21 protein-coding genes and 4 pseudogenes are annotated in these 23,716 nt (G+C 69.7%); 15 read left to right on the top strand and 10 right to left on the bottom strand.

Annotation, left to right across the window (positions count from 1 at the left end):
* Positions 1–162: pseudogene (locus AB4039_RS11830) on the bottom strand (ISL3 family transposase); the annotation flags it as partial.
* Between the two features lie 677 nt (positions 163–839).
* Here AB4039_RS11830 and AB4039_RS11825 point away from each other — a divergent pair.
* The 3 genes from AB4039_RS11825 to AB4039_RS11815 all read left to right on the top strand — a co-directional run bounded on the left by AB4039_RS11825 (position 840) and on the right by AB4039_RS11815 (position 2,560).
* Positions 840–1,184: a MarR family transcriptional regulator gene (locus tag AB4039_RS11825; RefSeq protein ID WP_266846980.1), complete on the top strand. Its 345-nt coding sequence runs from the start codon at positions 840–842 to the stop codon at positions 1,182–1,184.
* A gap of 72 nt (positions 1,185–1,256) precedes the next feature.
* Positions 1,257–1,733, top strand: a complete 477-nt coding sequence (locus tag AB4039_RS11820) for an STAS domain-containing protein (RefSeq protein WP_266846982.1) — start codon at positions 1,257–1,259, stop codon at positions 1,731–1,733.
* Between the two features lie 353 nt (positions 1,734–2,086).
* Positions 2,087–2,560: a ubiquitin-conjugating enzyme E2 variant gene (locus AB4039_RS11815; RefSeq protein WP_442270665.1), complete on the top strand. Its 474-nt coding sequence runs from the start codon at positions 2,087–2,089 to the stop codon at positions 2,558–2,560.
* A gap of 336 nt (positions 2,561–2,896) precedes the next feature.
* On the opposite strand, the gene AB4039_RS11810 is transcribed toward AB4039_RS11815, so the two are convergent.
* The 4 genes from AB4039_RS11810 to AB4039_RS11795 all read right to left on the bottom strand — a co-directional run bounded on the left by AB4039_RS11810 (position 2,897) and on the right by AB4039_RS11795 (position 5,128).
* Positions 2,897–3,421 (bottom strand): DUF2071 domain-containing protein, encoded by a 525-nt coding sequence (locus AB4039_RS11810; RefSeq protein WP_442270666.1) that lies wholly within the window; start codon positions 3,419–3,421, stop codon positions 2,897–2,899.
* A 17-nt stretch (positions 3,422–3,438) separates the two neighbouring features.
* The gene (locus AB4039_RS11805; RefSeq protein ID WP_266846984.1) at positions 3,439–3,561 is read right to left on the bottom strand and encodes a DUF2071 domain-containing protein; all 123 of its coding nucleotides are present in this window, start codon (positions 3,559–3,561) and stop codon (positions 3,439–3,441) included.
* A gap of 262 nt (positions 3,562–3,823) precedes the next feature.
* Entirely contained in the window at positions 3,824–4,207 is a 384-nt protein-coding gene (locus AB4039_RS11800; protein WP_266846985.1) for a hypothetical protein, read from the bottom strand.
* 168 nt (positions 4,208–4,375) lie between these two features.
* Positions 4,376–5,128, bottom strand: a complete 753-nt coding sequence (locus tag AB4039_RS11795; RefSeq protein WP_266846987.1) for a ZIP family zinc transporter — start codon at positions 5,126–5,128, stop codon at positions 4,376–4,378.
* 167 nt (positions 5,129–5,295) lie between these two features.
* Here AB4039_RS11795 and AB4039_RS11790 point away from each other — a divergent pair, with 167 nt between their 5' ends.
* From AB4039_RS11790 to AB4039_RS11780, 3 genes are all read left to right on the top strand, one after another.
* The gene (locus AB4039_RS11790; protein ID WP_442270664.1) at positions 5,296–6,114 is read left to right on the top strand and encodes a transposase; all 819 of its coding nucleotides are present in this window, start codon (positions 5,296–5,298) and stop codon (positions 6,112–6,114) included.
* Positions 6,115–6,366: 252 nt separating this feature from the next.
* Entirely contained in the window at positions 6,367–6,903 is a 537-nt protein-coding gene (locus AB4039_RS11785; RefSeq protein WP_266846990.1) for a papain-like cysteine protease family protein, read from the top strand.
* A gap of 10 nt (positions 6,904–6,913) precedes the next feature.
* Entirely contained in the window at positions 6,914–7,789 is an 876-nt protein-coding gene (locus tag AB4039_RS11780; protein ID WP_266846992.1) for a hypothetical protein, read from the top strand.
* Between the two features lie 170 nt (positions 7,790–7,959).
* On the opposite strand, the pseudogene AB4039_RS11775 reads toward AB4039_RS11780, so the two are convergent.
* Positions 7,960–8,088 (bottom strand): annotated as a pseudogene (locus AB4039_RS11775) (IS21-like element helper ATPase IstB); the annotation flags it as partial.
* 1,371 nt (positions 8,089–9,459) lie between these two features.
* On the opposite strand from AB4039_RS11775, the gene AB4039_RS11770 reads away from it, so the two are divergent.
* Positions 9,460–10,470 carry a hypothetical protein gene (locus AB4039_RS11770; protein WP_442270663.1) on the top strand — a complete coding sequence of 337 codons (1,011 nt, stop codon included), beginning with the start codon at positions 9,460–9,462 and terminating at the stop codon, positions 10,468–10,470.
* Positions 10,471–11,347: 877 nt separating this feature from the next.
* Here AB4039_RS11770 and AB4039_RS11765 read toward each other — a convergent pair.
* Both AB4039_RS11765 and AB4039_RS11760 read right to left on the bottom strand, forming a co-directional pair.
* Positions 11,348–11,647 carry a DUF6342 family protein gene (locus AB4039_RS11765; protein WP_266846995.1) on the bottom strand — a complete coding sequence of 100 codons (300 nt, stop codon included), beginning with the start codon at positions 11,645–11,647 and terminating at the stop codon, positions 11,348–11,350.
* Positions 11,648–13,393: 1,746 nt separating this feature from the next.
* Positions 13,394–14,797 (bottom strand): protein kinase domain-containing protein, encoded by a 1,404-nt coding sequence (locus tag AB4039_RS11760; protein WP_442270662.1) that lies wholly within the window; start codon positions 14,795–14,797, stop codon positions 13,394–13,396.
* 416 nt (positions 14,798–15,213) lie between these two features.
* On the opposite strand from AB4039_RS11760, the gene AB4039_RS11755 reads away from it, so the two are divergent.
* The 6 genes and pseudogenes from AB4039_RS11755 to AB4039_RS11730 all read left to right on the top strand — a co-directional run bounded on the left by AB4039_RS11755 (position 15,214) and on the right by AB4039_RS11730 (position 20,797).
* The gene (locus AB4039_RS11755; protein WP_266847000.1) at positions 15,214–16,029 is read left to right on the top strand and encodes a hypothetical protein; all 816 of its coding nucleotides are present in this window, start codon (positions 15,214–15,216) and stop codon (positions 16,027–16,029) included.
* Between the two features lie 232 nt (positions 16,030–16,261).
* Positions 16,262–16,381: pseudogene (locus tag AB4039_RS11750) on the top strand (IS5 family transposase); the annotation flags it as partial.
* Between the two features lie 19 nt (positions 16,382–16,400).
* A pseudogene (locus AB4039_RS11745) lies at positions 16,401–16,601 on the top strand (IS5 family transposase); the annotation flags it as partial.
* 479 nt (positions 16,602–17,080) lie between these two features.
* Positions 17,081–17,737: a hypothetical protein gene (locus tag AB4039_RS11740; RefSeq protein WP_442270661.1), complete on the top strand. Its 657-nt coding sequence runs from the start codon at positions 17,081–17,083 to the stop codon at positions 17,735–17,737.
* 1,025 nt (positions 17,738–18,762) lie between these two features.
* Positions 18,763–19,371, top strand: a complete 609-nt coding sequence (locus AB4039_RS11735) for a GNAT family N-acetyltransferase (RefSeq protein WP_442270660.1) — start codon at positions 18,763–18,765, stop codon at positions 19,369–19,371.
* A gap of 349 nt (positions 19,372–19,720) precedes the next feature.
* Positions 19,721–20,797 carry a polyprenyl synthetase family protein gene (locus tag AB4039_RS11730; RefSeq protein WP_442270659.1) on the top strand — a complete coding sequence of 359 codons (1,077 nt, stop codon included), beginning with the start codon at positions 19,721–19,723 and terminating at the stop codon, positions 20,795–20,797.
* A gap of 249 nt (positions 20,798–21,046) precedes the next feature.
* On the opposite strand, the gene AB4039_RS11725 is transcribed toward AB4039_RS11730, so the two are convergent.
* A complete protein-coding gene (locus tag AB4039_RS11725; protein ID WP_442270658.1) occupies positions 21,047–21,271 on the bottom strand; it encodes a hypothetical protein in 225 nt (74 codons plus the stop codon).
* Between the two features lie 13 nt (positions 21,272–21,284).
* Here AB4039_RS11725 and AB4039_RS11720 point away from each other — a divergent pair, with 13 nt between their 5' ends.
* The gene (locus AB4039_RS11720) at positions 21,285–21,731 is read left to right on the top strand and encodes a hypothetical protein (RefSeq protein WP_442270657.1); all 447 of its coding nucleotides are present in this window, start codon (positions 21,285–21,287) and stop codon (positions 21,729–21,731) included.
* A 299-nt stretch (positions 21,732–22,030) separates the two neighbouring features.
* Positions 22,031–22,183 (top strand): hypothetical protein, encoded by a 153-nt coding sequence (locus AB4039_RS11715; protein ID WP_442270656.1) that lies wholly within the window; start codon positions 22,031–22,033, stop codon positions 22,181–22,183.
* Positions 22,184–22,267: 84 nt separating this feature from the next.
* Here AB4039_RS11715 and AB4039_RS11710 read toward each other — a convergent pair whose 3' ends face one another.
* On the bottom strand, positions 22,268–23,521 hold the full coding sequence (locus AB4039_RS11710) for a transglycosylase family protein (RefSeq protein ID WP_442270655.1): 1,254 nt from the start codon (positions 23,519–23,521) through the stop codon (positions 22,268–22,270).
* Positions 23,522–23,716 lie beyond the last annotated feature (195 nt).

Below are 23,716 nucleotides of genomic sequence, written 5' to 3'. Positions count from 1 at the left end.
GTGCACCTTCGCGGTCGGCACCCCACACACCGGGCACGGCACCGGAACATCCCTGGTCCGCGCCGTCACCCGAACCACCTCACCGCCGTCCACCACACTCTCGACGACCAGCGCAGACAACCCTGAAAACACAACATTCACAAGAGAGTCGGAATCATCCACGCCCCATGGTTGCAGCCGGAGACACAGCGTCACCACCGACTACGGAACAGAGCCGAACGATTTACAGTCCCGCGAATGGACCGCCCGGTGCGCGCCGAGCAGCTCTGCGTCAGCGAGGCCCGGCTGCGCCAGGCTTCGCTGTCACCCTCTCCCCTTGCTTATCCGCTGCGTCGCGGGGGAGATACAGAACGCAGTACCGACCCGTGTGCGAAACATGCCAGAGAGGGAGCAGTACGTGCCCGCCGATCACCGTCTCATCTGCCTGCCGGGCGTACCCAGCGTCACGATCCACAAGCCGTTCCCGATCCGTGTGCACACGGATGAGTGGAAGGCGGAAGAACACGTCCGTGAGTGGGTGCGCCGCTTCCGCCTGGTCGGCCCCAGGGGTGACGCGGGTAGCCGTGGCCCGGCGGCGGTTACTCCCGGGCGGAAGTTCAGCGACGCCGAAGAGGGAGGACGATCCACTCGAACTCCGACAGGTCCCCCGCCGCCCGTCGTCGGCGGCTTCGTCGATCGTCCTTAAAGGCCTCATCGAGCGCTGCTGGTCCGCGCCGAGGACGGCGCCGCCGGTTGGGAGACGTCCGGTGCCGGTTCTCGGATGCGCACGGCACCTCGCCTTGGCCGAGCATGAATGAAGGTCTGGAAAAACCGGTATCAGGGATCCTATAATCGCGGGCATGGAGACGATGGAGTCACGGACCAGCTGGACGTTCGTCACCCACCACGCCCGGATCCTCGCGATGCTCCTGCGGGACCCGGAGGTACGGATGCGTGACATGGCCGAGGCGTGCCGGATCACCGAGCGTGCCGTCCGTGCCGTGATCACCGATCTGGAGAGCGCCGGGTATCTCACCCGCGCCCGTCACGGCCGCCGCAACCACTATGAGGTCACCGACGGCACCCTCTTCCGCCACCCCGCCGAAGGACCGCATGAGATCGCGCACCTGATCAGGCTCCTCGCCGATCTGGAGCCCTCGCGGCCTCCGGCTGCGCAACCCTCCACGGGCACCTCGGGGCCATGACGGCACGGCACTCGCCGATGCCCTGCTGTCCGCCCCGCACGAGCCGGCCCGGTTGCTGAAAGGAGGAAGGCCATGACCTACTCCGACCACGAGCGCGATCCCGACACACCCATGGTCACCGTCGCCGTCTCCGTCCGCCCTGGACCACGACGGACCCGAGCCGAGATCAGCGGCGAGATCGACGCGGACAACTGCGGCAAGGTACGGGACGCCCTGAACGCGGCCCTGGACGCCAGCACGGCCGGCCTCGACATCGGCCTCTCAGCCCTGACCTTCTGCGACTGCTCCGGCCTCCACCTCCTCCTCGACCTCCACCTCACCGCCGCCACCACCGGCAAAACCCTCGTCCTCCACGCACCCCGCCCACAGTTCACACGCCTGCTCGACCTCACCGACACCGCCCCCCTCCTCACCATCCACACCCCACCCGCACACCAGCCCCACCCCCACAACGGGCACTACCCCGTCACAGGCGGCGACGCGACAGGGCCTACACACCACCGGCCCCACGCCATCGAGCCCGCCATCGCCTACGACGACGAACCCTGACCAACCCACCCCCAGCCCTCCGCCGAACCACACCGCTCCCCACAGCGCAACCCCACGGTCCCGCCACGCCCACTTCACCCCGGCCACACGCGGGCACGCGGGCACGCGGGCACGCGGGCACGCGGGCACGCGGGATATGCACCCTGCCCGCCGGACGCCAGCCGTTACGGTCATGGCCCCGACCGGGACGACGCGCACCGCCCCCCGACCGCGGCGCCCGCTCCGGAAGGCCGCCCGTAGGCCGTGCCGGCATCGCCCGTGCTGGGATACGGCGAGGTGGGCATACGCGCGATGGGCCCGGTCACGGATCCCTGCAGCATCCGGGACCGGCAGCCCACTACCTCGCTGGAAGGATGGATGGCCCGGTGGATTCCACTGCTGAGGTCAGGCTGAAGACGGAAGCGACGCAGCTGGCTGCCTCGCCACCCCCGCCCGGTGAGATGCTGATCGATCCCTGCGTCGACGGTGATCTGTTCCGGTGGAAGGCGGTGCTGCGGCCGGACGCGTCGTCGGTGTTCGCCGGCCGGCGGCTTCCCGTGGACATCACCGTGCCTACGACGCATCCCGCAGACCAGCCGCAGATGCGATTCACAGAGCCGGTCTACCACCCCAACATCAGCACATCCGGCACCACCGACATGGACACCCTGAGCCAAAAATGGGACCCGGCGTTGACCATCGAAACCATGCTGCGCTTGTTGAGGACGCTCCTCGACGAACCCGACGTACACGACCCTGCCCGTCCTGAGGTCGCGGAGCTGTACGTGCTGGCCCCGCAGGACTACCGGCGAAGAGCCCGGCACGGTGAGGACGACTCCGCGTCCTGAGCCACCCAACCGGGGCAGGTGTCACCACCCCAGTCACTGGTAGCGCGCGGCCTGGCCATGCGAACAGACAAGCACGCCATCACCTACCGGGCCGCTCCCCCTCGCGGCCATCGCCGTACGACTATGTGACGGACCGCGCCGAGCCGCGCACAGACAGCAACAGGCGTGCACGCTCCGCCTCCAACAGCCCAGCCGCGGCTACCCCCTGCCCAGCCGGCCTCCGTCGGCCCGGCGCGACCGGCTGGCCCTCGGGTGGTGTCCTGTGCTGCGGCTTCGCCGTCATGCGCTTGCTCTCGCGTGCTCCGGTACACGCCCCCCTGCCAACAGACGCGCCTGTCATGCCACGTGCCTGGGAAAACCGAGGCGTACCGGCCCGACACCGGGTGAGATGTGGACGAGGGGAGGATCGGCCGACTCGGGCAGTCCTGCAGCGGAGAGCAGGGACTGCTCCAAGCGGACGACAGCGCCGGCGAAGAGCGGCCAGGGCTCGTGGACGACCGGGGTTCGCCAGAGCGCGCCCGCGGACACCGAGCAGGCGTGGAACCGGTCGGTCGGCCACGCGTCCAGCGGCCGGGTCGCTCGGCTGGGGTCATCGGTGCGCACTTCGAGCTCGTAGCGCGGTCCGCGGCGTCCCCGGCGACCCGCATAGCGGCGCGTGCCGCCGTGCACCTCCGTCACGAGGTGCCCCAGGGAGTACGGAATCCCCAGCAGCCGCGCGGTGAGCATGGCCGGGTGGGTGACGTCGAGGGAGAGGAACCACAGGCCGCTCGGGCCTCCGCGACACCGTACGTAGGTGCGCAGGTTCGTCTCGGGGAAAGTCCCCCATGGCATCGGCACTCCCAGGACCCGGGTGCGTGACATGAGGAGGGGTGTGATGCTCACCCAGGCCTGTCCTGTCCTTCGAAGACATCGGCTTCGAGCCGGGGCGGCAGCAAGCCCTGGACGACGGCGGGTGGGTATGACCAGTGCAGGAACGCCTGCCGGGTCCAGTACACCGACATCAAGGGAACCCTCACAGGCTGCACTGCATCCTCCGTGATCAGCTCCTGGGGTGCTGCGTCTGCCCGTCGGAGCACCGAGGATGCCGCGGGACGGCGGCGCGCAGGAAACAAGAGGCCGCGCCGACCGCTCCCCTGGCTCATGATGAGGATCGCGGTGGCGGCGGGCCTCGTGGGCAGGACGGCCCTGCATGTGCTTCACCGGCGGCACCGGGCCGAGCCAGGCGCTTTGGAGTCTGCCTCGGTCCAGCCGGAGGGGCTTTGGTCAGCCCGGCCGTAGCCGCTTGGATTCCTTCCCCTGGACGCCGGTGAAGGCGGAGGCGTCCTTGCCTCCGCTGGGGCGCTGCGAGCGGCCGCGGGGTCCCAGGTCGTGGTGGCCCTTCTGGCTGCCCTTGCGGGCGAGGTCTTCGCCACTGCGTGAGATGCTCTCGACCGGTACTACGCCCTCGTCGGCCTTGTCGGATTGTGTCTTCTTCCGGCTTTCGGTGCGGCCGGCTTCCTTCTTCGGCGGGTCGAAGGAGCGCTTGGCGCTGGGGTTCTCCTGGGTGTGTGTCGAGTCGACATCGGGAGACCAGCCGTGCTGCTCGGTCCCTTTGTGCCGGCTGGGCCCCTCACCGTGCGGGGCGTGCGACTTCGGACTCGTGGCCATGGAGCCACCTCCCGGCTAGGGCGTGCGATTGCCCTGCGCCTGCCCGTCAGCCGCCCCGGCAACCCTGCTTCGGCTTTGGGCACAGGTCCCCGTTCTCCTCAGTGATGTCGCCAGCAGGGTCGTCGCCGGTCCGACCGTTTGGCCTCGGCCGACGATGTCCGGCGCTGGTCAGGCGGCGTGGGACAGGACGAAGGCCGTGAGGAATCCCAGGACCGTGGTGAGTCCGGCGAGGAGGTGCGCCTCCTCGAAGGCCTCGGGGATCATGGTGTCTGCGACCATCGCGAGGATCGCCCCAGCGGCCACCGCGGTGATGGCTGCCATCCACGTACCGGAGGCTCCGCCGAGGAAGGCGTAACCGGACAGGGCGGCGAGGCCGGACACTACTGCGATGACCGACCAGAGCGTGAAAACGTACGCGCGACTGCGGCCCGCGCGCTTCATTCCGGCCGCGCTGGCCATCCCTTCCGGAACGTTGCTGATGAAGACGGCGGCGACCGTGGCCAACCCGACGCTCCCCCCACCCAGCAGGCTGGTGCCGATGACCACCGACTCCGGGATGCCGTCGAGGAGCGCGCCGAGCGCGATGGCGTTGCCGGATCCGGGCTGCGCCCCTTCCGAGGGCTGGCGGGCGCCCGACCGTTTGCGGTGCCTGGCTCCGCGGCGGGCCAGGAACACGTTGGCCAACGAGTACGCGGTCGCCCCGGCCACCGCCCCGGCGGCGGTCGGCAGCACGCCGCCCTGCTCATACGCCTCCTCGACCAGCTCGAACGAAACGGCCGAGATGAGCACGCCACTGCCGAAGGCCATGACCAGCGCGATCCACTGAGCGGGGACCCGGAACAACGACCCCACCGCTGCGCCCACCAACAGAGCTGCTCCCGCGAACAGCCCCCACCCACCGGCAATCAGCGCTCCCGCCATGACCCGCCCCCTGCCCTGACTGTGGTTCGTTACGCCCGCCCCTGCCCCGAGAACGGATCTTCACTCGCTCTTTCCTCACCCCACGCCCGCCCAGCGGGGCTAGCCTTACCGCTGCCTCTCGGTGCCGAGACCTGCACCAACAGGGTCCGTCTTCAAAAAGTAGTTCGATGCTGGATCACGGTGTCCTGATACGTCGTCATGAACTGACTGATGTCGAGTGGGAGTTACCAGCTCCGCTGGTGCCGAGTGCGGGCAGGGTCCGGCCTCGGGCGGAGGACCGCCCGGTCATCAACGGGATGGCCTACAAGATCCGGACCGGCGTTCCCCGGCGTGACCTGCCGGAACGTTGCGGCCCGTGGAAAACGGTCTGCACCCGCTTCCGCCGCTACGCCATCAACGGCGTCTTCACCCGAGCCCTGCGGCAGATCCAGGCCCAGGCGGACGCCGCCGGTGACATCGACTGGCCGGTCCAGATCGACTCCACCATCGTCCGCGCCCACCAGCACGCCGCCCCCACCGGCCGAAAAGGGGGAAGCGCAGGGCGGATGAGCCGGACGATCACGCCCTCGGCCGATCCCGAGAAGAGGCCTGACCAGCAAAATCCACCTCGCCCGCGACGGCCGCGGCCGCCCCCTCGCCATCCTGCTGCCCCCGGGCCAACGACACGACGGCGTCTGCGCACGCCCGCTCCCCGAACGCATCCGAGTACCCCGCACCCGCCACGGGCGGCTCCCTGCCGACCAGATCACGCGATCGCGGCAAGGCCTACAGCTCGCGCGGCTTCCGCATCTACCTGCGTAAACGCGGTACCGAACACGCACGATCCCGGAGAAGAGCGACCAGAAGCGCCACCGCCGAAACCGAGGCCGACAGGCCGACAGGCCGACAGGAGGTTCACCGGGTCTGATGCCGGCCGGCAGGATCGTTCCGTGGATCTTTCTGAAGGGTCACGCCACGTACGCGACCACAGGACCCACGACCAGTGAGGCCGCCGACATGGCCATACACCGGCTTCGACCCATCCGCCTCCTCGCCCTCGTAGGCGGTCCCGTCCTGCGCCGTGAATGCCTCATTCACGTGATTACCCAACGAATAATCAATTAGGGGCGATTTTCCCCAAGGCCCTTATGTGCCCCAGGCATGCTGAGCTGTCATATTCCTGCCAGATTGCCCCGATCATCTCGTTGTACCCATCAGGGGAAGGCAGGAAAATGGGCAGGTTGAGGTACGGAACCACGATGTCGGCCATCGCGCTGGCCGCCTTGGGATCGCTGACGGCCGCGGGAGGCACTGCGCACGCGGAAGCTGGTCAGGACACCATCACCATGCTGAAACAGGAGAAGTCCCAGTGGTGCTGGGTCGCCTCCGGGCTGACCATCGCCAAGTTCCACGGCTTGGGCTCCACCCAGACGGACTTCTGCAGCCGGGCCCAGCCCTACTACGGCTGCAACAACCAGCCCGCAACGCTCGACGACATGGCCAGGGGCTGGAGCAGCCTGGGCATGGCGCATCCGGGCTCGGGCCTGAGCAGCGCGGCCACGTTCAACCAGGTGTACACCGAGGTCAAGGCGGCCCGGCCGATCGGTGCCCGGATCGGGTGGACGTCCGGCGGCGGCCACATGAACGTGGTCTACGGCTTCGACACGTCGAACAGCAAGATCGCCGTAGCCGACCCCTGGCCGGACACCACCACGTACACGTGGTGGAACTACAGCGACTACGTGAGCAACAGCTCATCCCAGTGGACCCACTCCCGCATCGGTATCTCCCGCTAAGGCAGGCGACATGCGCAACACCAGCGGCACCGAAACGTCCAGCATGCGGGTGGCCTCTCGCTTCCCCCGCCTGTCCGTCGTCCTCGCACTGAGTGCCTCCGCACTGCTGTGCGTCGCCGGTCCGGCGCACGCGGCCCCGGCGAAGGACCCTCTCCCGGCCGACATCCCCGACTACCAGGCGGCTCTCGACGCGGTGAAGTCCACCGACGTGCGCAACACGGTCTGCCGCTTCCTGCGCACTCCGGTACCCAGCGAGGGCGCCGAAGGGCCGGTGCAGACGATCCCCGAGACGGCCGAGCCATGCCAGGGCCTCCCCGCCTTCACGATCAAGGACCCGGTGGCCCTGAACGAGATCACCCCCGGGTTCGTCGCGGGCACGGCCCCGCCCCTGCCCACCGAAGCGGTCAAGCTGACGCAACTGGTCTCCTCGCTGAGCACCACCGTCAACGGTCGCAACGCCACCGTCATGCTCGCCCCCACCCAGGGCGGCGGCTGGCACCTGGCGGGCGTGCGCGACGGCGACCGCGACGCCGCGTACGCCGGCAAGGCCACCGTGGGCACGTTGGTCTTCACCGAGCCGCAGATCCGGGGCTGGTACCAGCTCAAGCTCACCACCGTCGAGCCTCTGAACGACCAGGCCAGGCAAGGCCTGGAAGGCCAGGCGTCGGTGTCGCTCGGCAACTACCAGAAACTGGTCAAGGCCCGCTACGCCGACAAGCTCCCCGGCTCGGAGTACGACACCAAGGGCTACTCGAGCGGCTACAGCCCCTCGCGCCAGGAGGACGGCACCCCGTCCTCGGCCCTGCTCCTCGCCGGCGGTACCGGCGCGACACTCGCCCTGGCGGGCGGAGTCGCGGTACTCCGTCGACGTCGCGTGCCGCGATGACTCCGTCGGCTTGAGCCCGTACAGCTCGGTGATCACCTGCTCCACATCCACACCACCATGACGCCCACCACTCCCCACCGCGCGGCTGAGCAGGCGGGGTGAGGAGCTGGGGGCAGGGGTCGCGTTCGGCTGTCGGCGGGTGACGCCTTGCCTTCGAGCAGCGCCTTGAACGCGGCCCCTCCGACGAGCGCGATCAGCATGTGGGACTTGCCGGTGCCCGAGTCCCCGATCAGGCAGAGGGGCAGGCCCTTCTTGATCCATTCGCATGTGGTGGGGGTGTGGATCACGGCCGCGTCGAGGTGTTCCGAAGAGCGTTCGTTCGCGATGGGGTCGAGCCCCGCCCAGCCGCGCGGGTCGGAAACGGCGCGTTCCATGACGGCGAGCACGTCGGCCCGCCAGTCCTCGTGCTTGCGCGGACCGGTGGCAATGAACGCGAACCCGTCCTCGTACAGGTGCTGTACCGCGGATTCCCAGGACTCCTGGTCAGTGGATATCTTCGAAGAGCCTTTCTCACAAAGAGCTGGGCATGGACGTCGGAACTCACCAAAATCGGCTACAGCCCGCCCTCGCCCCACGAACCAAGAAGCCAACCAGGCCGACGCCCAGTGGCCGCCGTTGATGCCGGGCGACCGCTGGTTCTATACCGCGGCCCGTGAATCGGCACCGACCGCGGTCCTGTACGTACGCGCCGCGACCGCCGATCCCGTGTGGACGATCCAGCGGTTGATCCACACCGCCCACACGCCGGGCAGAGAGAAAGGGCCCGAGCCGTTCGGCGAGAACGGGCCGGACGGCCGGATCTGGTGTGCCCGGGGCGAGGTCCCCCACAAAGGAGGCGACACCGTACCCGCCACCTACTGCTACTGGGACGGCCAACTCTCCGAAGGCGCAGTCATCCTCCCCCACGAGACAGACCTCAACACGGCAGCCGCGACGACCCGTACCTTCCGCGAAGCCCTCGCTACCAGCGGCAAACCTCCCGCGCCTCAGGCATAGACCACGCCGTGCACAGCACGCCTCGCCAACCCGCAGGAACTCAAGCACCACACATCTTCCGGCTTCCGGACTTGAGCCCATGCGTGAAGCCAATCAGGGACGCAGTTCATCCGCTTGGCCCGGCCGGAGGCATCGAGAGCAACGACGATCATCTCCAGATCACCGAAGCCGAAACAGACGCACACCCAGCCACATGGAACAGCACTCAACGAACCTACTCAATCGCGCCCTGACCGACAGACACCACAGGTCAGATAACTGACAAGCCCAGATCCCGCGCAGATACACCACGCGAACACAGCAACTGACCTGCTCACCAACCTGACCACCCCAGGTAGAATCATGACGACTGCTCAGGTTCACTGACCAGCCACAGCCGGTGGCGGCGTTCCTCGTACGCGCGTCTCCCCATGGCCGGCCGGAGCGGCAATGCCCTCCCGGTCCGGCAGCGGAGCGACGACCATCACGGGGTGTCGTGTCTGCCGGGTGCTGTGGTGCTGTGCCCGCTCCGACCTCGGCTTATCCGTGGCCTGAGCTATTGCGGAGGGTGATCGCTTCGGGAATGATTCCCCGCCGTGACCATCTTCCTCGCCGTTGCACTCGGCGTGTTTCTCATCGTGCTTCTACGCTCCGTCACCTCTCGCGGTGTCGACCGATGGATCGAAGAGCGCTTCGTGGCGTCCACTTACGGTCTGCCGCCTCGTGAGGCGCTCGACAACCGGCGCGCCGGTCCCCCGCCTCCGGCGCACCGAAGCCAGGAGAGGCAGGACGTCGCCGACGCCGCGTGGCAAGGGGACTGGCGGACTGCCGCCCAGTACGTCCGGGCTGCGGGAGAAGACTGGGACGCGCGCTGGGACCGGCTGGAGCTCCTGCAGGACGTCGCCCGGAAGGACAGTGCCTGGCTCGATGCCTGGCGCGCCGCCGAGCCGGGCAACTGCGACGCGGCAACCCTTCATGCAAGCCTCATGGTTCACCGAGCCTGGGAGATCCGAGGCACCGCCTTCGCCCACGCGGTCCCGGACCAGGACATGGCGCGCTTCCGCGCCATGCTCCCGGCCGCGATCGAGGAGGCTCGCAAGGCCGCTCTGCTCGACCCCGCGAACCCCGGCCCCTGGGTCGTCATGGTCACCGCGGCCCGCGGAGCCCGCTACGGCCACAAGGAGTTCAAGTCCCTCTGGGAGGGCCTCGTCGCCCGCGCGCCCCACCATTACGAGGGGCATTGGCAGGCCCTCCAGTACTGGTGCGCCAAGTGGTTCGGCAGCAACCGGCGGATGATGCGATTCGCCCGCCAAGCGGTCCGCAAGGCCCCGGCCGGCAGCCCGCTCGCCGGGATCTACCTGCACGCGCTGAGCGAACGCGACGGCCGCCCCTTCCCTCCCGGGCTGCCCGTCACTCCCATGGCGAGAAGCCTGCTGAAGCGGATCGCCGCTTCGTTCGACCAGGTCGCGGCCGACGACGAGCGCCTGCCGGTCCTGCGCCACCTGCTGGCGCACTACATGCTCCAGTCGATGATGTACGCCCCCGCCCTGGAGCAGTTCCGCCGGATCGGTCCGTGGTGCGGTGCCGAACCCTGGCGCAGTGCGGGGAACCCGTTCACCGCGTTCGAAGCGGCTCGCGGCAAGGCCGTGAAACTGTCCCGGGCACGTCCCACCCCGACGACGCAGATCTACGGGATGGCCCGCTAGGCGCAGGCCTTGGGCGGGTAGATCATCACGCCGCCGACCGTGGGCACGCACCGCGTGCCCACCGGCAGCCGCTCCACGACGCCGAGTCCGCCAACCGGCCCGCCGAGCAGGATGCGGTGGAGGGTGGTCGCGCCCGTACAGCAGCGTGCCAGGGTCGGCCCCCGTGCCGGTGAGGCAGACGACGGGGTCCGCGGCGAACTGCCCGCCGGCCTCCGTCCCTACCGTCCCGGCGGCGGCGTTGAGTTCCGCCTCGGCGGCCACCGACGTCCAGTCCCTCGATGCCCGCGCACCGCAGCGCCCGCACTCCAGCCGTGGCCAGCGCGTACGCCCCGCCTTCATCCGTCCCATGCCCGGCACAACGCGCCGGCACCGGGCCCGGTAGCGGCCCCGAACCTGAGCCTCTCCGCCGGGGTGTGGAGGGGCCGTTGCTCGGGTTGGGGGCTTCAGGTGCGGGCGGGGGCGCGCCTGGGGCGGCCGGCGCGTGACGTGCAGTAGATGCCGCCCTCGATGTGGTCCTGCGTCGCCCGGCGGGCGGCCGTGCCGTGGTCGGGGCACCCGGGCCTTCGGGTGACGCCGCCACAGTCATGCCGTACACACCCGCAGTCTGCGCCCACGCCGGAGTGCAGCACCCGAGCGGTTGTCCCAGACGTAGTCCCCGCTCCGGTACGGACGCCCAAGTCTCCCGGCGCCCCCGACCTCCGCCGTACCGCCAAGCGGGCGGCCCGCCGCGCAAGCGCAGTCAATCGCGCTCGAATGCACAGCGAGCCGCCCGTACTCAAGGAGCACCCTTGCGGTCACTTCCCGATCCCCATTGGCGGGCCAGATGCCGGACGCGGCCTCGCCACCCGCAATGGCGGATCAGCCCAGAAGGGATGCCCTAGTAGCGGAGGTCCTTCTGTTCTGTGATCAGGCGGCCGGCGATCTGCAGGTTGCCGTCGGAGTCGAGCACCGCGATGATCTTCTTCGTGGAACCGTGATAGGTCGTGAAATAGATCTTGTCCGCCTCCTGCGAGGAGGAGTGGTTCGTGTTCACGGACAGCTCGATGCTCACCGGGGAGCTGATGAGCACGTCCTTCTTCGGCGAGGTCGGGTAGACCTGATTCTGCCGCAGCTGAATGCGGCCGTGAGTCTCCCCCTCAGACCAGTCCGTTGCCACCCCGAGATCGATGTCAGCCATGCGACTTCCCCCTCCAGATCCGGTGAAAGAACTTCCGGTGCGGGCCGCCACTGGACGTCCCGAACCGCCTCAGAACCTATACAGAGCGTTCACGAGGTGTCACCAAACGTTTCGAGCGTGGCCGGATTTCCACCCAACCAGTCCGGATTAGCGGTCAAAGCAACAGAGGGCAGGATTGCCCGAAAAGCACCGTGACAGAACCCCAGACTCCGGCTAAAAGCGCAGACAGGCAGACGCTGACACGACGAAGCCGTCTTCAGTGGGCTCTGACGCGGCGGAATCTGGAGCGCCGCGACGGCGACGCCGATCTGACGGGCTGAGAGTCGATCGACATGACCAGCGCCGCCTGTGCCTACGCAACGTCGCCCCGCCACACGAACCGGCCGACGCCGCCGGCGCCACGCTCCCCTTCGGCCGGCTCATAGTCGGATCGGCCGGGCGGCCCGAACGCGCCGTGCTCCGACATCAACACCGCCCCGTCCACAACCTCTTGCGGAGGCAGCCCGTCACATCGAGCAGCATCCCTTCCAAGGGACCGCTCACCAACTCGACGTAGACATGCCCTGGTCTCAAAGGCGCAGCACCGGCCCCGCTCCTGCATGCCGTTGCCGGAAACGGCTGCCGAGACACCAGCCTTGCGGCACGTGGTGGGCCCTGATGGCCTGGGTGTGCGACCCGAGGCTGACGCCGGTCGGTCTCGGGTCTGAGGCGAACCCGTGAGGGGTTACGGATCAAGGCGGATGGCCCGGACGGGGACGAACGCAAGGATGGGGCGACCCCATCAACGGGGCCCTCAAACCACCCGGAGAGTCCGATGACTGCAATGCCCCGCCCCAGGACGATGGCCCTCCCGGCTCTACTCGCCGCCCTTCGACGCGCAGGCGGCGCCGTACAGCCGGCCGTTGCCGGGAATCCCCACAGGGCTTCCGACCGACGCCCGGGGCACGGTCACGGTCTCCCACTACTCCGCCGAGCGGAACAAGACGTACACGTCCGAAGGCCTCGTGGACTGCCTGGTCACCGGCCCCCGCACCGCGACGCTGACGGCGGTCATCACCAAGGTGAGCGACGGCGTCCCGGTGGATGACGTCGGCAAGCGGGTCGGATCCAGTGTCTACGACGGCGGCGAAGACAGGGGGCACTCCCGAGACCGCGTGGGCTTCTCGTGGAACGGCGTGAACCTGCTGCCGGGCGGCGACGCCGCTCCCACGAAGGCCCCCGTCGGCACCTGTATGGCCCCCGCCGCGTACGCCCCGGTGGCCAAGGCGGCTACACCGTCAGGCATGCCGAACTGCCTCCCATGCCGAAGTCCTGACGGGCCCCAGCACCGCCCACGGCGCCGTTCCCGGCGCGGTCTGCCGGACCACCGACGCCCCGAACGCGCGCGCCCCGAGGGTGCCTCCGTGCGGTGGGTGTGCTGGGTGCCTCCCGACGGACGACCTCGCTGTCGATTCCCTACGGAGCGATCATTCGCAATTCCTGATCGGCAGCGGAGTCGCCGTGGGGCGTCGGGTGGCCACCCCGATGGTTGCCACCAGCGGCAGAACTTCGAAAGCCATGCCCGACGCCCCGGAGTGGGAGAACCGAACGAAGGGCTCGCCCGGTCCCGCAGACAACGTAGGGAACTTTGACCGTCAGCCAGCGAGATCGCAGATGAGCGCACGTCTGTCGTGCCGATTGAGCCTCGCCCGACTCCGAGAGAGACGGGCTGGAAGACCTCCTGGCAGCCGATTTCGGGTTGACGCGTTACGACTCGGCCTTCGGCGAGGGGAACCGGGACGCACCGTAGATCATCATCACGCATCCGACGGCGTACGCGTACGCGCCGGAGGCCAGGGCGCCGAGGCCCGCCTGGGACATCGCGTTGGACAGGCCCACGAAACACAGCACGGTGGTGATGACGGCTGCGACGACATGCAGGGCTTGAGGCCAGCGCTGCCGGGGAAGAGCGGGATCACGGCGCGAGACGGCAATCGCCGTTACAGAGCTGCCGATACCGAGCGTGGCGGACACGAGGAATGGCCAGGCGCCGGCGTCATCCATGCTGGCCAGGGCGGCTCCCGCCCATTCGTAAGGGGGCAAGAACATGGCGAGCACCAGCGCCACGATGGCCGCCCAGAAGGGGGCGGCGGCGAGGCGGCGCGACCAGGGCGATGCAGCTGAGGAGGCTGGTATCGCCGTCCCGGTGACCGGCTTGGGGGCTGGTGCCGGGGATGGCTGGGGGTGGTCGGCCGACGGCCCCGTGGTGAGCACGGCAGTGGTGGTGGGCAGTGCGCCGGCGAGGGGCGTGGGCAGCCAGGTGGCGGTCCGGGCGGGGACGGCGACCTCGGTCGTGGGATCGCTCTCGGCCCGCACCACGGCTAGTTCCTCGATGAGCGCGGTCACGGACGGGCGGAGGTCGGGGTCCTTGGCCAGGCAGCGGGCGACGATCTCCAGGCCCTGCGGCGGCAGGCGGGCGAGGTCCGGTTCCTCGTACGCGATACGGAAGTTGAGCATCTGCGCGGACCCCGTGCCGAAAGGCCCGACGCCGGTGGCCGCATAGGTCAGCACGGCTCCGAAGGCGAACACGTCGGTGGCCGGTGTCACGGCCTGGCCGATGAGCTGTTCGGGGGCCATGAAACCGGGGGTGCCCACGATCACGCCGGTACGGGTGAGCGCGGTGGCCTCTACGGCCACGGAGATCCCGAAGTCGACCACCCGGGGTCCGTCCGGCGCGATCAGGACGTTCGAGGGTTTGAGGTCCCGGTGGACCAAGCCGACCGCGTGAATGGCCTCCAGCGCCTCGGCTAGCCCCGCGCCCAGGGCACGTACCGACTGCACCGGCCAGGGGCCGTGCGCCGCGACGGCCTCGTCCAGGGCCATGCCGGGGACGTAGGCCGTCGCGAGCCAGGGGCTTGGGCAGTCGGGGTCGGCGTCGACCAGGGCGGCGGTGAAGAAGCCGGTGACTCTGCGGGCGGCGGCCACTTCGTGGGCGAACCGGCGGCGGAATCCGGGATCCTGGGCGAGTTCGGGCCGTACCACCTTCACCGCGACCAGCCGCCCACTGGGCGACTGCCCCAGATACACCTGGCCCATCCCGCCAGCGCCCAGGCGCCCGGTGATTCGGTACCGCCCCACCTGCCGAGGATCGGTCAGCTCCAGCTCGTCCACCGGGCTCCCCCTTCGCCGCATGTCTCTTCTCTCTTCGCTCGCGCGATTACAACACCGCCGCGCGCGTATGTGCAGCAGTACGCCCGGAATCTGGCCCGCCATCGGCGTGATCGCGCGGGGCGGCCAGCGGAGGTTGCGCCCCTGCTGCTGGAGGTGTTCGCGGAGCCGTTGCGGTCGTGGTCTGGGGCCGAGGTGGTCGGTGACCGCGTCCGGTGAACTTCGATGAGACGAGCAGGCCAGTCGGCCTTCCAGTGAGAGCGGCGCATCTTCGCTGAGACAGGACAGGGGGACCTGTGACTGGGCGTCCTACCTGGTTATGACCACGATCGCGGGATGGCCACGTCAGAAAGGCGGCCCGCTTCCAGACCGGGCAGACGCCTGAGCAGCGCAGAAATCCGTGCCCATATCCTGAGCTGATGTACGAGACCTCAGCAGCTCTGGCGACCGCCCGCTGGCCGCTCGCCGCGTCCGCGGAGACCGACGGGCTGCGGGAGCTGGCCGACGACGACGGGCTCACCGGGTTCATGCCGCCGGCGCTGCCCGACGCGGCCTGGGTGCTCCACTCCATGTACGAACACGAACTCGGGCCCTTCGACATGTCGTACGTCGAGTACCGGCGGGCCTTCCTGAACCGCAAGAGCACCGGCACCGAGATCATCCCGGGCCTCGACCCCGCGGACGTCTTCGATGACCCCTCGGACACCTTCGCCCCGTCCAAGGGCGAACACCCTGGACCGCGCTACCGGCGGCTGCGCTGGGCAGAGCTCGCCCGGCGGACCGGAGATCCCGTGGCCGCCGAGGGCCGCCTGCCCTGCCACACGTCCTTCCCCTCGCTCCGCGAGGCGGGCGGCTGGCCGGTCGGCATCACCAGTCCGTCCGAGGGCAGCCTGAACCGTGGCGACTGGAACCGGCTGATCGAGATCCTCACCGAGCACAGCGCCGAGGGCGGGGACACCCGCTGCCTCGCCTACTACACCCCGCTGGGCCAATGGGCCGAAGACTTCGACAACCTGCACGTCCGCGCCGGCCGGCTCGCGGACGCCAAGGCCCTGTACGACCACCCAGAAGAAGAGTGGTGGACCCCGTCCAACCTCTGGGCCCACGACCGGTCCTGGGTCCTGTGCACGGACTACGACCTGTGGGCCACCAAGCTCGCCGGCCCGGCCCCACTCGTCGATGCCCTCCTCGGCGACGCGGAAATCGAGGCCGTACGACTGCCCTGGGCCCCCTGATTTTTCGCCTGTACTGGCCTGGTCTGGTGTAGTTCTCAAGATGGTCGGTCATGGTGCGGTAGTGACCACATGTGCAGTTGATGGCTGTGGGCTGGATGGGGTGGCGGGTGGGGCGGGTTGGGTCTTGTTCCTGTCTCATTCCAGGGTGTCCGGCCTTCGCGGCCTGTGTGCTCCTTTTGCCGTCGTTGCTGTGCGCCTGAGCGCACTCGGTCCGCGGCGGTACGCCGGAATCATGACAACGCGACGTCCGTATCCGAGTGATCTGTCCGATGCGCGGTGGGAGTTGATCGAGCCGGTGCTGTCCGGCCGGCGATTCGAGCGCCGCGGTCGGGCTCTGGCCTTCGGCCGGCCTCAGCGAGAGCATGAACGCGAAGCGGTGGGCGGTCGAGAGGACCTACGGCTGGCTCATGCTCCACCGCCGCCTGGCCCGCGACGACGAAACCCTGCCCACCCGCTCCGAAGCCGTCATCCACATCGCGATGACCGGCCTCATGGCCCGCCGCGTCTCCGGCGAAAAGACCATCTCCCGGCGCGACCCGACACAGCAGACCAAACAGCTGATCCTGGGATGAAACGGCGGGATGAAACGACCTCTACGCTGTGGGCCCACGCGGCGGCAGCCCACCCCCTGGCACACCTCCGGGCGCGGCCCGCCTTGCACGGGCTGGGGCTCGTGGTCTCGTCGGCGCCGATACTCAAACCCGGGCGCTGGCCCAGGCGCGCGCCTTGTTCGACGCCGCCCGCGAGCCGCTGCGCGCGCTCGGCCACACCGTGGTGGCGGAGCCCACGCCGCATGCCCGCCGCCAGGAGGAACACCCGGCGGAGACCCACACCCTCCTGCTGGACCGGCCGACCGGCCTGACTGAGGCCCCGGGAACCGGAAAGGAAGGGCTTCGCCCGCCCACCCCCGGGGGAAGGGAAGCGAGCACCGGTGCGACGGGGGCCGCGGCGCGAAGGACGGGGTGCGGGAACGGACAGAGGTTGGGGCGTCGCCGGGGCCGCGGGGCCCGGGATGACGGGCCCGGGCCCGCCCACGGGCATGGTGACCCGGGTGCGTGCGGCCCTGGCCGGGATCGGGGGTGCGCTGGGGATCCTGATCGGGATCTACGCGGACGAGGCGCGCGCCGTGCTCGCCTGGGTCGGGGTGCACGCTGTCGCGCCGGCCGGTGTCGCGCTCCTCGCTGCGGGGGCCGGTTTCGGCCTCGGGTGGTGGGGCGGCAGCAGGGCCGGTTGGGGCGGCCGGGACGCGGGGTCGGTGGTGGTCGAGGGTGCCTTCGAGATCAGTGCCGACGACTTCGACGTGGACCTGCCCGCGGACCACATGGTCTTCGGGCGCCGGCTGCGCCACCTGGAGCGGGCCACGGCTTCGCGTGACCTGGTGGTCCTGTTGCACGGTCTGGGCACGGACGCCTCGGAGTTCCGCCCTTACATGGCCTCGGCCCGGCCGCATACCGTCGCGTTGACAGCCTTCGGTCACCATCCGGAAGAGGCGCGCGACGCGCGCTACCGGCCGATCGGCCTGACCACGCACACCGAGTTGATCGCGGGCGCCATCAGGGCCCTCGCCCGGCGCCACCCGGGCAAGCGGCTCGTGCTCGGGGGTTCTCGTACGGGGCCGACACGGTGCTGCGCCCGGCCGAGCCGTGGGCGGAGAGTCCGGAGCAGCGGCCCGCGCTCGCGGGTGTGCTGCTGTTGGATCCAAACATGAACCGGTCCGCTCTCCCCGTCACCCGGGCCCTGGCCGGGTTGGACCTGTCCGATCCGGCGGCGGCATTGCGCGGGATCGTGTCGGGGACCCGGGACCTGGACTCCTTCGCGAACCTCTGCGGCTACCTGCACCGGATCGCCGGGAAGGACCTGGCGCAGGTGTGCCGGCACGCGGGCGATGTGTGGGAGGACACTGAGGAGGTGGGGGCCTACGAGCGGTTCGTGCGCCGGTGCGAGCGGCTGAAGTCGGTGCACGGTGGGCCGGTGCGGATCCACTTCTCCACGCGCTTCGAGACGCATTTCAACGATCTGGTCGCGCACGCGCGGCGAGCGTGGGGTGCGGGGGATGTTCGACCTGCGGCGGACCGATCACTTTGCGTTGTCCGCCGAGCCCGCGCTGCGGGCCCGAGTGGAGGCGCTGGTGGCGGGCTCTCCCGCCCCCGCTCCCGAGGGGTGAGCGCGGGCGGGCCGGTGGAGCCGGGCATGCTCAGAGCCTGTCGGGTGGCTGCGGATCGACGGTGAGTGATCGTGGGGTTCGGGCTCATGTGCACGACGACCCCGGAATGATCAGGTGGTGTGGACACCAGGAGCTCCAACGCCAGGCCACCCGGCTGGGACAGCACGTCGAACTCACTGCTGTATTGGCCTCAGGATCACCCTGCGCGATCGACGCGGTGAACATGCAGGCCCTGAGAAGGCGGACCTGACAGGCCGTTGGAATCTCGGGGCGAACCTGCACGACAGCCATGCAGCCCTCGCCTTCACCGGCATCGCCTGCACCCTCATCTGATAGCGCAGATTCGCCCAATGAGACGATGTCTTGAGGGACCTGCTCCTCATCAAAACGCACCGGTCCGGCCCCGACCTCGGGGCCGGACCTCGGCACGACACCCCATGCCGCGTACTGAACCGTTCCGCGTCACGCCAGCGGCACCTCCGGAGCGGCCCTCGATCCCGCTGGTAAGCCCCGGTCGGCTTTCGTACCCGTCCGGAGGGCGATGTGGCGTCGGACATGGAGCGGGTCAGGTGCAGGCCATCGATCTCAAGATCATCGACGATCGCGTCGAGACCTATGATCTGTTCATGATCGAAGGAGAGTTGGTACGGCTTCGCCCGCTCCGTGCACAGGATGCGGGGCATCACGTTCGGTGGCGCAACGATCCGGAGGTGGTCCACTGGGCCGCCGGCGGCAACCCGTGCTTCGGACCGGTCACCGCGGAGGCCGTCGGGCTCGGCTTCGAGACGATGCTGCGGCTGAACCCGAAGGAGTCGGCCGTCTTCACGGTCGAGGATCTGGCCGACGGCACGGTGATCGGCATGGTGGACTACCGCGACCTGGACCCGTTCGCCGGGCTGGCCACGGTCGGCGTGACCATCGGCGAGCGGGACCGCTGGGGCTGCGGCCATGGCTCCGACGCGCTGCGACTGCTGGTGGGACACCTGTTCGAGGCCTTCGGGCTGCACCGGATCGAGCTCGACACCTGGAGCGGCAACGAACGGGCCGTCCAGGCCTTCACCAAGGCGGGCTTCCGCGAGGAGGGCCGACGCCGGTCCACCGTGCTGGTGGCGGGCAAGCGCTACGACACCGTGCTGTTCGGGATGCTCCGCGAGGAATGGCCGGGCACTACGCGCTGAATGTCGCTCCGGCACAGGCCCGTTGGCCATCAGGGATTGGGTTGCCCGGCCAACTCGATGACAGTGAACAGACGCCGCCCCTGGCAAGGGAAGGTCACCATGCGAGGGCTCATCGGCTGGCTATACCGCTCCGGTGGCCGGGTAGCAGGCAGGACAGCCCTGTTCTGGACGTGTCCCCCCGGACGCGGCTGGGGGGACACGTCTCGCGTGGCGTTGATGCCGATGCCGTTCAGGCCGACGTGGCAGCGCGGGACGGTGAGCCTCAGGTGGCTTCGTGGTGTTGAATGCGGGCCTGCGGCGACTGTCAGCTGCCGCCCTGCTTGTGCTGATCCGTGTTCCAGGGAGAGTTATGAGTGCTGAAATCGCGGCCGGTGTCCATGAACGGCTCGCCGGGTACCGGGATCGCTTCAACTCGCTGTTCGCGGAATACTTCGACACGGTCGCCCGGCAGCAGTTCCCACGTAGCGCGTTCGTGCCCGAGACCCTGGAGCTGGTGCGGGACATGTCGTTGCGCGGGGGGAAACGCCTCCGTGTCGCTCTGCTGTACGAGGCGGCGCGGCTGGTGACTGCTGATGCCGTGGCAGGGTTGGAGGAGGCCGCTCTCAGTATCGAGTTGCTGCAGACGCACGGCCTGATCCATGACGACATCATCGACGACTCCCCCCTTCGCCGGGGCGCGCCGTCGGTGTACTACGCCTACCGCGAGCGGTTCCCCGACCGTCCGCAGACGGCGCTGGGCCTGGCGGTGCTGGCCGGGGATCTGGCCGCGTTCCTGTCGGTGCAGGCACTGCTGACCGCGCCGGTGTCGGACGGGGTGCGGCAGGCGATGGCGGCTGTGCAGGTGGCGGCAGGGGCGGACACCGTGCTCGGACAGGTCCTCGATCTGGAGCGGGACTTCGGTCCGGTCCCCGACCGTGAGGTGCTCGACATCGTGTCCGAGTACAAGAGCGCCCGGTACTCGGTGCTGGCTCCGCTGCAGTTGGGTTTGATCGCAGCAGGCGAGGACGCGGCCGCCCACCACAAGGAACTGGCGCGGTACGCGACGCTGGTCGGGGTGAGCGGGCAATTGCGCGACGACTATCTCGATCTGTTCGCGGACTCGGGTACGGTCGGCAAGCCGGCCGGCTCTGATCTGCGTGAGGGCCGCCGCAGTTACGCGGTGTGCGCGGTCCTGGCAGCGACGGCCGGCCGAGAGCGAGAGGTGGTAGAGGCCGCGCTCGCCGATCCCGGCTGCCCGGCGGAGACCGTCGAGCGGGTCCAGGACATCGCCCGTCGGCACGGCGTCGACGAGCGGTTGCGGGCGGACATTCGCCGTGTCGCCGAGGAGGCGGCCGGTGTCGCGGCGGGCTGGCGGCCGCGGTGGCGCGAGGAGGCCGTGGAGTTCTTCGAGCAACTCCCGCTGTGGGGCGCACAACGCACCCTGTGACTCCGGTGGCCGGTGCCAGACGAGTGCTCACCCGCTTGCCCCATGGCCGTGACACCGTCATCCGGGACGCTGATCGCCGATCCTCCCCTCGCTCGGTGCCGGATCGCAGCCATGCTTCGCCAGTGACGCCGGTCCGGCCCCCGCACCATCCCGGCAACCCCGTGTGCCGAGCGGCCCGGCCCAGGTCCGGGCCGCGTTCGAGACCAGCCGGATCGGCGCCGTGCTCGATGGGCACTCTCGGCGAGTCGCTCACGGAGCCTGGACGGGTCCGCCGGGCAGCGCCTCCACATGGAAAGCCCGTGCCGGTGCGCTCTCGGGGAACAGACCGACGACCTGGCCTGTCACGGCGATCAGGATCCGTACGGCAGGCGCGCTCCTCCCGGCCACGGTGTACCCGGCCAGGCCGAGCGTCACCGGTACGAGCGGGATGAGCCACCAGAGCGGCCACCAGTAGAACGGGGCCAGGATCAGCACGCCGCCGACTGCCGTGGCGAGGGCCCAGCAGCACACCGGGCGCCCACAGGAATCCCCCCGCCCCGCCCGCGGTACGGGAGTACCAGGTGCTCAGCGCGTAGTTGACCACCGCCCGCCCACCACCAACAGAACCCCCAGGGTCCGGCAGGCCAGCAGGACCACGATCCGCGTCATCACCGGCTCCCCCCGCCACCCCCTCCTGCTGCTCGGACGGGCCGGCGACCGGCAGCTCGCCGCCGAGCCGTTCTCGCAGCTGCGCACCCTCCTGCAGAAAGCCCTCGGCAGTCGCCAGGGCCCGCTCGACATCGGCGAGGAAGAACTCCTCCTGCAGCTCGGCCGGCAGCTGCGCCGCGACCGCGTCCGCCGAGCCTGTACCGCAAACGGGGGGATGAGTATCACGAGTATGACGAGCGGCGAGCCGACCACGTTCGCCAGGTCGAGATCCGTGTCGCGGCCCTGATCTTCGACGGTCGGGACGTGGCACTGATCCGCCGGACGAAAGACCTCAGCGTCACCCACTATTCCTTGCCGGGCGGCAACGCGGTACCCGCCGAGCCCCTGCCCGATGCTGCAACGGGAGCGTGAGGAAGGAGTCGGCCTGACCCCGGAGTGTCTCGACAGCCGGCCTTGCTTCACCTGGCTCTTGGACTCCATGGGGCCGAGCGACGGAATCCACAGCAAGGGTGTACCAGGCCTGGAACTCGCTGAACTTTCCGTAGGGCGGCGGCCAGCGACCGGACCGTCTGCTGCTGCTCCGGCGTGGCCCTCCTGCTGGGCGGGTGCGCCGTGTGGGGCGTGGCGGGCGCCGGCTGGGGCCTGGGTCTGGGTCTGGGCTCCGCGGCGAAGGGCGCCGCCGGGTGGCTGCCGGTGACACGGCTCGGGGTTCCGGCGGACGTCGCGGCAGCGGCCTGAGGCGCATGGGAACGGGCCCGGGACGGTGATCGTCCCGGGCCCGTGGTTGGTCCGGATCAGAGGTACCGGATCAGGAGTACCGGATCAGTTGTAGGTGCCGGTGATGGAGACGCCGGTGCGGGTGCCGGGGACGCCCGTCAGGTCGACCGGGGCGGCCGGCGACCAGGTGCCGTTCACGGCGCGGATCGTGTGCAGGACCCGCCCGTCGGTGGTCACGAAGGCCGCCTGGAGTTCGTTGTTCACCTGCGCGGCCGCCACGTCCGTGACCGTCACCCCGGAGGGGACCACCGCGGAGAGGGCGTTCATGACCCACTGGCCGCTGGCGAAGCGGGCCCCGTGGTAGCGCTTGGTGCCGCCGTCGGTGGTGACCACCAGCTGGAGGTCACCGCCGGTGCCGGCCACGGCCACGTCGTCGATGCCGGTCACGCCCGTCTCGGCGGAGGCGTTGCCCCAGGTCGTCCAGGTGCCGTCGGCGTGCCGGACCGTGTGGAAGAGGGAGCCGCCGGAGACCGCGACCACCTGGGTGTCGGTGCCCGTCTGGGAGACCGCCACCTTCGTCACTGGCGCCCCGTCCGGGTTACCGACGGCCCCGAACGGCGCCCACGTCCCGTTCGCGCGGCGGACCGTGTGGTAGACCTTCCCGTCCGCCACCACCACGACCTGGAGCTCCGTACCCGACGAAACGGCCGCCACCTGCGTCACGTTGGGCAGCGCGCCGACGGCCGCGTGGACGTCCCCGAAGGCTCCCCAGGTGCGGTCCGCGTTGCGGATGGTGTGGTACAGCCTGCCCTCGTGGCTCACGGCCAGGACGTGCGTGTCGCCGTTGATGCCCGCCTCGGCGATGGTGCGCACCCCGCCAGGGACGGCGCTCGCCTGGCTGTCGACGTCCCCGAAGCGGGTCCAGGTGCCGTTGTCGAAGCGGGTGGCGTGGTAGATGCCGTTGCCGGAGCCGATCAGCGCCTGCGCCTTCCACGACTGCGCGGGGGCCGGCGGGGTCGGCGCGTCCGGGTAGGGGTCGGCGTGGTCGCTGCCGAGTCCGGCGAGGCGGCCGCAGGTCGGCCACGCGCCCGGGCCCTGTCCGGCGAGGACGAGGACCTTCTCGCCTATCAGGATCTGCTGCTTCTTGGTGGCCTGGTGGGCGTAGGACGCGTAGGCCGTACCCCCGTAGGCCCGCCAGGTCGACGCCGAGAACTGCAGGCCGCCGTAGTAGCCGTTGCCGGTGTTGATGCCCCAGTTGCCGGAGCTCTCGCACTGGGCGACCTTGTCCCAGGTCGCCACGCTGGCGGCGGAGGCCGGGACGGTGCCCAGGGACAGCAGCACGGACGAGCTGGCGGCCACGGTGGCGGTGACCGACGCGAGCGTGGTCAGTCGACGGCGAACAGGTATGACAATCCCCCATATTTCGGACGCAGACGGGCCATGTGTGCGCAGTGCACCGACCCGTGATGACGTGGCGCTCCAGGCGTGCGCCCATCGGCGCCGGCCCGGTTCCCCCCGGCGCTCCACTGCTGCGCCGTTGAGAGGATCATGTCG

Origin of the sequence: Streptomyces sp. M-16 (assembly GCF_052114405.1) — a bacterium.
In the GTDB taxonomy this organism is placed as follows: domain Bacteria; phylum Actinomycetota; class Actinomycetes; order Streptomycetales; family Streptomycetaceae; genus Streptomyces.
This window is presented reverse-complemented; position numbering and strand designations above follow the sequence as displayed.

Bases quoted from the DNA above. Each gene is read 5' to 3' on its own strand.
- AB4039_RS11795 (WP_266846987.1), bottom strand. From the start codon at position 5,128: ATGGCGGGAGCGCTGATTGCCGGTGGGTGGGGGCTGTTCGCGGGAGCA.
- AB4039_RS11730 (WP_442270659.1), top strand. From the start codon at position 19,721: ATGAGTGCTGAAATCGCGGCCGGTGTCCATGAACGGCTCGCCGGGTAC.
- AB4039_RS11790 (WP_442270664.1), top strand. From the start codon at position 5,296: ATGCTGGATCACGGTGTCCTGATACGTCGTCATGAACTGACTGATGTC.
- AB4039_RS11780 (WP_266846992.1), top strand. From the start codon at position 6,914: ATGCGCAACACCAGCGGCACCGAAACGTCCAGCATGCGGGTGGCCTCT.
- AB4039_RS11765 (WP_266846995.1), bottom strand. From the start codon at position 11,647: ATGGCTGACATCGATCTCGGGGTGGCAACGGACTGGTCTGAGGGGGAG.
- AB4039_RS11755 (WP_266847000.1), top strand. From the start codon at position 15,214: ATGTACGAGACCTCAGCAGCTCTGGCGACCGCCCGCTGGCCGCTCGCC.
- AB4039_RS11785 (WP_266846990.1), top strand. From the start codon at position 6,367: ATGTCGGCCATCGCGCTGGCCGCCTTGGGATCGCTGACGGCCGCGGGA.
- AB4039_RS11810 (WP_442270666.1), bottom strand. From the start codon at position 3,421: ATGTCACGCACCCGGGTCCTGGGAGTGCCGATGCCATGGGGGACTTTC.
- AB4039_RS11825 (WP_266846980.1), top strand. From the start codon at position 840: ATGGAGACGATGGAGTCACGGACCAGCTGGACGTTCGTCACCCACCAC.
- AB4039_RS11800 (WP_266846985.1), bottom strand. From the start codon at position 4,207: ATGGCCACGAGTCCGAAGTCGCACGCCCCGCACGGTGAGGGGCCCAGC.
- AB4039_RS11805 (WP_266846984.1), bottom strand. From the start codon at position 3,561: ATGTCGGTGTACTGGACCCGGCAGGCGTTCCTGCACTGGTCATACCCA.
- AB4039_RS11820 (WP_266846982.1), top strand. From the start codon at position 1,257: ATGACCTACTCCGACCACGAGCGCGATCCCGACACACCCATGGTCACC.
- AB4039_RS11815 (WP_442270665.1), top strand. From the start codon at position 2,087: ATGGATGGCCCGGTGGATTCCACTGCTGAGGTCAGGCTGAAGACGGAA.